We start from the raw sequence: 10,093 nt of genomic DNA on the forward strand, positions 1-10,093 counted from the left end.
CAGCAGGGCTACGACGCGCGCACGACGGCGAATCGCAACGTTCAACCAGGGAATTCGCGGTAGAACGCCGCCCATATGGATAGCCCGCGGACGCGGCGGCATCTCACGGAGTTCCTTCGGTCACAAGCCGCAACCGCGCATGCGCCGCAAACGCCAGCTCAGGTCTATCCGAAATGAAAACGTCAGGACTGAAGTCCCGGCCACGCGACGTGACTCAGCGCAATCCGAACCAGGACCGCGGCATCAGCAGCTTGAACGCGCGCTCGGCGCTCTTGCGCCGCAAACCGCGCTGCGCCAGACCGCGCAACACCGGACCCAGCCAACGCCAGCGCGGCTGGGCGATGAAGGCTTCGCGCGCGTCGGCTTCGATCCGGTACATCGCCAGGATGTGCTGCGCCAGCCGGCGCTTGGCCGCGGGCAGTTCCGGCATCTGCCGCAGGCAGTGTTCCAGGTCGTCGGCGGTGCCGCGGTAGAACTGCACGGTGCGCTCGTAGCGGCGGCGGGTGGCGACTTCGGGCAGTTCGTCGCGGGCGAACACAGTGCCGCTGACGCTGCCGGGATGACGGCGGTATTGAATCAACGGCTGGCGCAGGCACAGCGATTGGCCGAGCAAGGCGCCGCGCAGGCTCAGGGCGTTGTCTTCGATCGGCCCGATCAGCGGGCCGAAGCGGTCGACCACGATGCGGCGGAAGGCCATGGTCGCGCCGAGCAGACCGATCAGGCGGCCGATGCGCACGTAGTATTCGAGCTCGTAACGCTCCGGGCGCTTGCGGAAGCTGACCTTGAGCGGCTTGCCGTAGGTGTCGATGCCGTCGAAATCGCTGCCCAGCACCATCGCCGCGGGGGTGTCGTCAAACGCGCGCAGGATGGTGGCCACGCGTTCGGGGTAGGCGATGTCGTCGCCGGCCATCATCACGATGATCTCGCCGTGGGCCAGCGCCATCGCGTCGTTGAAGTGCGCCGACACGCCCAGGTTGGTTTCGGTGCGGCGCACGCTGACCCGGTGCGGGCCGCGGTAGGCCGCGACCACTTCCTCGGCGACGTCGAAGGTGCCGTCGTCGGAGCAATCGTTGGAAACGATGATCTCGCACGGCACGGTCTGGGCGAAGGCGCTGTCGAGCGCGGCGCGGATGTAGTGCACGTCGCGGAAGCACAGCAGCAGGATGCTGACCCGCGGCCACGGCTCGGCCACGGGCGCCGCCTGCACCGGCAGCGGCGAGCCGCTGGCCAGTACGGCGTTCACTGCGCCCCCTTCGCCGATGCGCGCACCATCAGACTCCGCCGAGCTCCGACAGACCCTTGCGTTCGGCATCGCGCGAGGCACGGATCTGCGCGTCCACGGCCGCGATCGCGGTCATGTTGACGACGCGGCGCGGGGTCGAGGCCGGGGTGAGGATGTGCGCGGGCTTGTCCAGGCCCATCAGGATCGGACCGATGGCCACGCCGTCGGTCATCACCCGCACCATGTTGTAGGTGATGTTGGCCGCGTCCAGGTTGGGCAGCACGAACAGGTTGGCGCGGCCGTGCAGGGTCGCGTTGGGGAAGATGCGCTTGCGCAGCACGTCGTCCCAGGCGGTGTCGGCCTGCATTTCGCCGTCGATCTCCAGCTTGGGCTGACGTTGTTTGACGATCTGGCGGACCTTGCGCATCTTCGCCGCCGACGGGTTGTCGTGGCTGCCGTAGTTGGAGTGCGACAGCAGCGCCACGCGCGGCTCCACGCCGAACAGCTTGAGGCGGTAGGTGGCCTGCAAGGTCGCTTCGGCGATCTGCTCGGCGCTCGGATCGACCTGCACGTGGGTGTCGAGGAAGAACCACGCGCCCTGGTCGTTGATCACGCCGGTCATCGCCGAGGTTCCGGACACGCCCGGGTCGAAGTCGAAGATGCTGCGCATGTAGCCGAGCTTCTTGTGGAAGCGGCCGACAAGACCGGAAATCATCGCGTCGGCTTCGCCGCGCTCGACCATCAGCGCGGCGATCAGCGTCGGCCGCGAGCGCAGCAGGTTCTTCGCCGCCGCCGGGGTCACGCCGCGGCGTTCGGTCAGCGCGTGGTACTGCTGCCAGTATTCGTTGAAGCGCGGATCGTCGTTGATGTTGGTCAACTCGAAGTCCACGCCCTCGCGCATGCGCAGGCCCAGGCGCTTGATCCGGGTGTCGATGACGTCGGGGCGGCCGATCAGGATCGGATAGGCCAGTTCTTCGTCGATCACCGTCTGCACCGCGCGCAGCACGGTTTCTTCCTCGCCTTCGGCGTAGACCACACGCTTGCGGTCGGCGCGGGCGCGGTCGTAGACCGGCTTCATCAGCAGGCCGGTGCGGTAGATGTACTGGCTGAGCTTTTCTTCGTACGCGTCCATGTCGTGGATCGGACGCGAGGCCACGCCGGACTCCATCGCCGCCTTGGCCACGGCCGGGGCCAGCATCACCAGCAGGCGCGGGTCGAACGGACGCGGGATCAGGTATTCCGGGCCGAAGGTCGGCACTTCGCCGCCGTAAGCGCCGCCCAGGTCGGACGATTCCATCCGCGCCAGCGCGGCGATCGCGCGCACGCAGGCCAGCTTCATTTCTTCGTTGATCACCGTGGCGCCGACATCCAGCGCGCCGCGGAAGATGTAGGGGAAGCACAGCGCGTTGTTGACCTGGTTCGGGTAGTCCGAACGGCCGGTGGCGATGATGCAGTCCGGACGCACGGCCTTGGCGTCTTCGGGCAGGATTTCCGGGTACGGGTTGGCCAGCGCCAGGATGATCGGCTTGTCGGCCATGGTCGCGACCATTTCCGGCTTGAGCACGCCGCCGGCGGACAGGCCCAGGAACACGTCGGCGCCGGCGATGATGTCGGCGAGCGTGCGCTTGTCGGTGTCGCGCGCGTAGCGCTCCTTGTCCGGGTCCATCTTGCCGCGGCCGGTGTAGAGCACGCCGTCGCGGTCGACCGCGAGGATGTTCTCCGGCTTCATGCCCAGCGCCACCAGCATGTCCAGGCAGGCGATGCCGGCCGCGCCGGCGCCGCTGGTGGCCAGCTTGACCTCGGCGATGTTCTTGCCGACCACTTCCAGCGCGTTGAGCACGGCGGAACCGACGATGATCGCGGTGCCGTGCTGGTCGTCGTGGAACACCGGGATCTTCATCCGCTCGCGCAGCTTGCGCTCGACGATGAAGCATTCCGGCGCCTTGATGTCTTCCAGGTTGATGCCGCCGAAGGTCGGCTCCAGGGACGCGATGATGTCGACCAGCTTGTCCGGGTCGCGTTCGTCGATTTCGATGTCGAACACGTCGATGCCGGCGAACTTCTGGAACAGCACGCCCTTGCCTTCCATCACCGGCTTGCCGGCCAGCGGGCCGATGTCGCCCAGGCCGAGCACGGCGGTGCCGTTGCTGATGACCGCGACCAGGTTGCCGCGCGCGGTGAGCTCGCTGGCGGTGTTGGGGTCTTCGACGATGGCTTCGCAGGCGTAGGCCACGCCCGGCGAGTAGGCCAGGGCCAGGTCGCGCTGGGTGACCATCGGCTTGGTCGCGGTGACCTTGATCTTGCCCGGCGGGCTGAGGCGGTGATAGTCGAGCGCGGCGGTTTTCAGATCGTTGTCGGACATCGCTTAAGGGCTACCGTGGCAAGGGCGCGAAGGGTGTTGGATAGGCAGTCTAATGGATCGTCATGGCGGATTCGCGCGGCCGCGATGAGGCATTCATTAGTACTTTGGGGTTGGAACCGGTTGTAACCGTTGCCGGCCGGGCGGGCTTTGCGCCAATGGCCGGTCCACACTGAATCCACTTGGCACACAACCGACGCCCGGGTACGGACGCTCACGGCGCCGCGCCGGGGTCCTTGCGCCGGGGCTGAACGGTGCTGCGCCAGGCCTCCAGGAACTGCCGGCGCTTGAGTCCGTCCAGGTACACCAGCAGGCCCGGCCCCAGCGGGATCGGCCGCAGCGCCCGGACCCGGGCGCCTTCGCGGGCCAGCGGGCCGCGCGGGGCGCCGGGGCCGCCGAGCACCGGTTGCAGGCCGACATGGCGGGCCAGCATGGCCTGCCCGCGCGGGGACAATAGATAGTCGAGGAAGCGCCCGGCCTCGCCGGGGTTGGCGGCGGTGCGCGGGATCAGCGCGGTGCGCAGCAGCACCAGGGTGTAGTCCTCGGGCAGGACGATCCCGAGCGGGGCGCCGGCGTCGATCCGGGCCTGGGCGTAGGACCCGAGCACGTTGTAGGCCAGGGCCAGCTCGCCGCGGGCGACCCGGTCGAGCAAGGGCCCGGTGCGTTCTTCCAGCACCACCCGGTTGTCGCCGAGCGCGGCCTGCAGGGCGCCGGCCATGCTGCCCAGTTGGTGGTCCTGGGTCGCCAGCAGGTAGCCCACGCTGCTGCGGGCGACGTCGTAAGTGCCGACCCGGCCGGCCAGCCCGGCCGCCGGGTCGCGCAGCAGCGCCAGCAACTGCCGGCGGGTGTGCGGCACCCGCGCCGCCGGCAGCAGGCGCTTGTTGTAGACGATGACGATCGGCTCGTAACTGATGCCGAAGGCTTCGTGGCGCCATTGCGACCACGCCGGCAGGCCGGTGGTGGCGGGCGAGCGATGGGCCAGAGCGTGGCCGTCGTTGGCCAGTTTGGTCTGCAGGTCCATGCCGCTGCTGATCAGCAGATCGGCGCCCCGCGCGCCGCCGCGCAGGTGGCGGGCGTAGATGTCCTGGGCGACCAGATCGGAGTATTCGACCTCGGTGCCGGGGTTGAGCCGTTGGTAATCGGCGATGACCGCGGCGAAGTTCTCGATATCGGTCGAGCCGTGGATGCGCAGTTGGGTGGTGGTGGTGGCGCGCGGGCTGGGGAAAGTGCGCACGTCGCCGGGTTCGGCTTGGACGCAGGACATGCAGAGGAACAGGAGGAGTGAGCTTAGAGGAGTGAGGAGTGAGCGAAGGCAGAAGCGCGAGCCATCGCGCGGAACACGGCCGCGCGCGCGCCCTTGCTTTCGCTCACTCCTCACTCCTCCACGCTCACTCCTCATACCGCCGTCCTCGGTAAACGCAACGTCACCACCAACCCTCCGCCGACCCGATTGGACAGGTCGATGCGGCCGCCATGGCTCTCGACGATCCGCTTGACGATCGCCAGACCCAGGCCGGCGCCGCCGTCGGCGGCGTCGCGGCCGCGGGCGAAGCGTTCGAACACGGTCTGCGCGTCGGCCGCGGCGATGCCGGGGCCGTGGTCGGCCACGGTCAGCACCGCGGTCGGCGCGGCGTCTTCGCCGCCGACGGTCAGGGCGATCTGCAAGGGGCCGCCCTCGCCGCTTTGTTTCTGATCGGCCTGGCGCGGCTGGCCGTGCTTGAGCGCGTTGTCGATCAGGTTCTTGATCGCCTCGCGCAGCAACAGCGCGTCGCCGCGCACCAGCACCGGGTGGTTGGTCGCGGCCAGACGCAGGTCCGGGCGCGGGCCGGATTGCGGAATCGATTCGAAGATCGCCTGATGCAGCAGTTCGGCCAGATCGACGGTTTCGAACTGCTGCAGGTGCGAGCGGTGGATCGCGCTGGCGTCGCTGAGCAACTGATTCAGCAGCCGGCTCATGTGGCTGGCGTTGCGTTCGATCATCACCAGACTGCGGCGCTGTTCGGCCGGATCGTCTTCGTCCAGCGCCAGTTGCGCCTGCGCCCGCAGCGCCGCCAGCGGCGTGCGCATCTGGTGGGCGGCGTCGCCCATGAACGCGCGCAGGGTTTCGTTGCTGGCCGACAGCCGGGCCATGAAGCGGTTGAGCGCGCCGACCATGTGGTCCAGTTCCAGCGGCACATCGCCCGCCACCGGTTTCAGGTCGGAGGGCTCGCGCAGCGACAGATCGCGTTCGAGCTTGCGCAGCGGGCGCAGCGCGCGCTGCACGCCGATCCAGACCAACACCAGCGCCGCCAGCGACACCGCGACGATCGCCAGCAGCGCCCGCACCACCACGTCTTCTGCCAAGGCCTCGCGCGCGATCCGGGTCTGGCCGACCTGCACGATCGCCTGCCCTTGCGCGACCGGCCCCGCGACCCAGCGCGAGACCGCGACGAAGCGGGTGCGCTCGCCGCGGTACATCGCATCGAACAAGCGCGGCTTGCCGTCGACCGGCGGCGACGGCGGCGCGGGCAAGTCGGCGTAACCGGTGATGGTGGCGCCCTCGCGGCTGGCGACGCGGTAGTAAACGCGGTCTTCCGGCGCCATCGCCAGCAGGTCCAGGGCCGCGTACGGCAGATCGACCTGCCATTGCCCTTCGACCAGGGCCACGCTGTCGGCGATCGACAGCGCCGAGGAAATCAACAAGTGATCGTAAGAACGGTCGGCGGCGTCGCGGCCGTAGCTGCGCGCGGCCAGGAACAGCAAGGCCGCGCCGATCAGCGACAGCGCGCCCAGGTAGATCAACAAGGTCTTGCGGATCGAATCGCGGCGCGTGGGCTCAGCCATCGTCGCGGTCCGCGCCGTGCGCGACGGGTTCGACCATGTAGCCGGCGCCGCGCACGGTCAGGATCCGCAGCGGCGCGGCGGCCAGGCGTTTGCGCAAGCGGCCGACGTACAGCTCGATCGCATTCGGGCCGGCCTCATCGTCGAAGCCGAACAAGCCGTTGCCGATTTCGTCCTTGCTCACCACTTGCCCGAGCTTGCCGATCAGGATCTCCAGCAGCCGGAACTCGCGGTTGGGCACTTCGATCGCATCGCCGTCGAGAGTGACCCGGTGGGCGCCGGCGTCGAACACGAAGCTGCCGATCTGAACCACCCCGGCGGCCTGCCCGCGGTTGCGCCGCAGCAGCACCCGGCAGCGCGCTTCGAACTCGCGGAAGTCGAAGGGCTTGCTGAGGTAGTCGTCGGCGCCGGAGTCCAGCGCCTTGACCCGGTCCTCGATGCCGTCGCGCGCGGTCAGCATCAGCACCGGGGTGGTGTCGCCGCGTTCGCGCAGCCCGGCCAGCAGGCCCAGGCCGTTGAGCCGCGGCAGGCCGATGTCGAGCACGATCAAGTCGAAGTTCTGATAGCGCAGCACGTTGGCCGCCTGCAGCCCGTCGGGCTGCCAGTCCACCGCGTGGCCGTCGCGGCGCATGCGCCTGACGATGGCGTCGGCCAGATCCGCGTTGTCTTCCACCAACAGGATGCGCACTCGGTGTTTCCCTCACTGCGGGCCGCGGTGATATCTCGGGCCGTCGTTCTTGCTTTTGCCCGTCATTCCCGCGAAGGCGGGAATCCAGAGACTTCAGAGCCATGTCGCGATGAAGCCCTGGATTCCCGCCTTCGCGGGAATGACGGGCAAAAAAAGCGCGCATGACGGGTGAACGCGATTCCGACCTGACTCCGCACCGCCGCCGAGACCCAAAGTGAATCGAACCATGACAGGCCTTTGACAGCTTCGATCGCCTAGCCTGCGCTGGAGGGGTTGGGACTGGCCGTCCGGGCCGACCCAACTATAAGCGCTGCGCGCCGCGTCTGTCGCGGCAAAAGCGCGGGAAAAATAGGGTCGGGAGACAAATCGATGGCTGTTGTCCACCACGCCGGCGCGTGCGTCGCGCTGTGCCTGCTTGCCGCCTGCGGCGGCGCCGCCGCGGCCGAAAACGACGAGCGCCCGGTCACCGCCGAGTTCGGCGGCCGCATCCACTGGGACTTCGCCGAGTTCGACAACGACCGCCGCGGCACCGCCAATCCCGACGACACCGAAGTGCGCCGGCTGTGGCTGGACGTGTCGGGCAAGTTCTACGGCTGGGGCTACAAGATCGAAGGCGACTTCGCCGGCTTGCAGGACAAGTTCGACGGCGACAACGTCGACGCCAAGGACGTCTACGTCACCCGCGATTTCAAGGCCGGCAAGCTCACCATCGGCCAGTTCAAGCAGTTGTTCACCCTGGACGACCGGATCAGTTCGAACTACGGCCTGTTCATGGAACGCAGCATGTTCGCCAGTTCGGTCGCGCCGCTGTACCGGCTGGGCGCGTCGTGGATCACCGCGCGCGAGGACTACACCCTCGGCGGCAGCGTTTACAGCCTGGAAAGCATCGACGCGTGGCAGGTCAAGGGCCGCGCGTTCGGCGCGCGCGGCACCTGGGCGCCGCGCCACGAGCTCGGCGACACCGTGCACCTGGGCCTGTCGCTGGCGCGCGAGTACTACGACCACCCCGGCCGCGACGGCGCCAACGGTTTGCGCATCGCGCCGCGGCCGGCCGGACATCTATCCGACAACAGCCGCGCGACGCTGGTGAATTTCAATCGCGGCCTGGATACCGACGTCGACAAGTACTCGCTGGAATTCGGTCTGGCGCGCGGCCCGGTGTATGTGCAGTCCGAACTCAGCGGCGCCGATTTCGACGACGGCTCGCAACGCGGCCAGATCCGTTCGGCCTACGCCACGCTGGGTTGGTTCATCACCGGCGAGAACATGCCCTACGACAGCAAGACCGGCCGCTTCGCCCGGGTCAAACCCAATCGCCCCAACGGCGCCTGGGTGCTGGCGGCGCGTTACGACACCATTCGCGGCAAGCAGCACTTGAACGGCGCGGCGGATTTCAGCGACGTGTCGATGGAGCAGACCAGCGTCGGCGTGAACTGGCATCTGCGCTCCAACCTTCGCTTCATGCTGGATTGGATCGAAAGCCGCAATCGCGATCGGCTGGCCGATACGACCCTGGACCGCACCCGCGCGGTCACCGGGCGGTTTCAGTACGACTTTTGAAGCAGGAGTGAGCGCAGAGGAGTGAGGAGTGAGCGAAAGCGAACTCCCCCGCCCCAGCTCACTCCTCACTCCTCTCCGCTCACTTCTCGCTACCCCCCCTGGGAGTTGCAAATGCTGACCATCCTCGGCTTCGGCATGGTCCTGACCTTCATGTACCTGATCATGAGCAAGCGGTTGTCGCCGCTGGTGGCTCTGATCGTGATCCCGATCGCCTTCGCTCTGGCCGGCGGCTTCGGCGCGACCATCGGCGAGATGATGATCGAGGGCATCAAGAAAATCGCTCCGACCGGGGTGATGCTGATGTTCGCGATCCTGTACTTCGGGGTGATGATCGACGCGGGTCTGTTCGATCCGATCGTCAAGCGCATCCTCAAGCTGGTCAAGGGCGATCCGGTCAAGATCGTGGTCGGCACCGCGGTGCTGGCGATGCTGATCTCGCTCGACGGCGACGGCTCGACCACGTACATGATCACGGTCTCGGCGATGCTGCCGCTGTTCCAGCGCCTGCGCATGAACGCCTTGAACCTGACCTGCGTGACCATCCTGGCCAGCGGCGTGATGAACCTGACGCCGTGGGGCGGCCCGACCGCGCGCGCGGCGACCGCCTTGCACGTGGACCCCAGCGAAGTGTTCGTGCCGCTGATTCCGGCGATGGCGATCTCGCTGCTGAGCATCCTGGCGCTGGCCTGGTATCTGGGCCTGCGCGAACGCAAGCGTCTGGGCATCGTCACCCTGGACGGTCACGCCGCCGACTGGAATCCCGAGCTCGACACCGCCAGCGACAACCTGCCGACCCTGGCCGACAGCGAAGACACCAAGCGGCCGAAGCTGCTGTGGGTCAACGCCGGCTTGACGGTGGCGTTGATGGCGGCGCTGATCCTCGGCCTGCTGCCGCTGCCGGTGTTGTTCATGATCGGCTTCGCCATCGCGCTGGTGATCAACTACCCCGATCTGGCCGAACAGCGCCGCCGCATCGGCAACCACGCCGGCAACGTGCTGGCGGTGGTCTCGCTGATCTTCGCCGCGGGCATCTTCACCGGCATCTTGTCCAACACCGGCATGGTCGAGGCGATGTCGCGCAGCTTCCTGGCGGTGATTCCGGATGCGTGGGGGCCGTATCTGGCGGTGATCACCGCCATCGCCAGCATGCCGTTCACCTTCTTCATGTCCAACGACGCGTTCTATTTCGGCGTACTGCCGATCCTGTCGGAAGCGGCCGGGCACTACGGCATCACCCCGGTGGAAATGGCGCGCGCCTCGCTGGCCGGGCAGCCGGTGCATCTGCTGAGCCCGCTGGTGCCGTCGACCTACCTGCTGGTCGGCATGGCCAATGTCGATTTCGCCGACCACCAGCGCTTCACCCTGAAGTGGGCGGTGCTGATCTCGCTGATCCTGATGTTCGCCTCGCTCGCGTTCGCGCTCTATCCCTTCGCCGCTTGATGCC

7 protein-coding genes and 1 pseudogene are annotated in these 10,093 nt (G+C 67.8%); 2 read left to right on the forward strand and 6 right to left on the reverse strand.

What is annotated here, in order from left to right; genetic code table 11:
- Positions 1-214: 214 nt before the first annotated feature.
- From V7787_RS51020 to V7787_RS51045, 6 genes and pseudogenes are all read right to left on the reverse strand, one after another.
- The gene (locus tag V7787_RS51020; RefSeq protein WP_336095160.1) at positions 215-1,243 is read right to left on the reverse strand and encodes a glycosyltransferase; all 1,029 of its coding nucleotides are present in this window, start codon (positions 1,241-1,243) and stop codon (positions 215-217) included.
- A 28-nt stretch (positions 1,244-1,271) separates the two neighbouring features.
- Positions 1,272-2,390, reverse strand: coding sequence for a phosphate acyltransferase (locus tag V7787_RS51025; RefSeq protein ID WP_336095166.1), 1,119 nt, complete (start codon positions 2,388-2,390; stop codon positions 1,272-1,274).
- Positions 2,364-3,584, reverse strand: a pseudogene (locus tag V7787_RS51030) (malic enzyme-like NAD(P)-binding protein); the annotation flags it as partial. The pseudogene V7787_RS51030 and the gene V7787_RS51025, both read right to left, overlap by 27 nt.
- Positions 3,585-3,795: 211 nt before the next feature.
- The gene (locus V7787_RS51035) at positions 3,796-4,845 is read right to left on the reverse strand and encodes an ABC transporter substrate-binding protein (RefSeq protein ID WP_336095161.1); all 1,050 of its coding nucleotides are present in this window, start codon (positions 4,843-4,845) and stop codon (positions 3,796-3,798) included.
- A gap of 131 nt (positions 4,846-4,976) precedes the next feature.
- Positions 4,977-6,404: a sensor histidine kinase N-terminal domain-containing protein gene (locus V7787_RS51040; protein WP_336095162.1), complete on the reverse strand. Its 1,428-nt coding sequence runs from the start codon at positions 6,402-6,404 to the stop codon at positions 4,977-4,979.
- Positions 6,397-7,089, reverse strand: coding sequence for a response regulator transcription factor (locus V7787_RS51045; protein ID WP_336095163.1), 693 nt, complete (start codon positions 7,087-7,089; stop codon positions 6,397-6,399). The genes V7787_RS51040 and V7787_RS51045 overlap by 8 nt, the downstream gene beginning before the upstream one ends.
- A 369-nt stretch (positions 7,090-7,458) precedes the next feature.
- Here V7787_RS51045 and V7787_RS51050 point away from each other — a divergent pair, with 369 nt between their 5' ends.
- Together V7787_RS51050 and V7787_RS51055 are read left to right on the forward strand one after the other, a co-directional pair.
- A complete protein-coding gene (locus V7787_RS51050) occupies positions 7,459-8,649 on the forward strand; it encodes an OprO/OprP family phosphate-selective porin (protein ID WP_336095164.1) in 1,191 nt (396 codons plus the stop codon).
- A gap of 111 nt (positions 8,650-8,760) precedes the next feature.
- The gene (locus V7787_RS51055) at positions 8,761-10,089 is read left to right on the forward strand and encodes a CitMHS family transporter (RefSeq protein WP_336095165.1); all 1,329 of its coding nucleotides are present in this window, start codon (positions 8,761-8,763) and stop codon (positions 10,087-10,089) included.
- Positions 10,090-10,093: the final 4 nt, after the last annotated feature.

Source organism: Pseudomonas sp. CGJS7 (assembly GCF_036961695.1).

Bases quoted from the DNA above. Each gene is read 5' to 3' on its own strand.
- V7787_RS51050 (WP_336095164.1), top strand. From the start codon at position 7,459: ATGGCTGTTGTCCACCACGCCGGCGCGTGCGTCGCGCTGTGCCTGCTT.
- V7787_RS51040 (WP_336095162.1), bottom strand. From the start codon at position 6,404: ATGGCTGAGCCCACGCGCCGCGATTCGATCCGCAAGACCTTGTTGATC.
- V7787_RS51035 (WP_336095161.1), bottom strand. From the start codon at position 4,845: ATGTCCTGCGTCCAAGCCGAACCCGGCGACGTGCGCACTTTCCCCAGC.
- V7787_RS51055 (WP_336095165.1), top strand. From the start codon at position 8,761: ATGCTGACCATCCTCGGCTTCGGCATGGTCCTGACCTTCATGTACCTG.
- V7787_RS51025 (WP_336095166.1), bottom strand. From the start codon at position 2,390: ATGGAGTCCGGCGTGGCCTCGCGTCCGATCCACGACATGGACGCGTAC.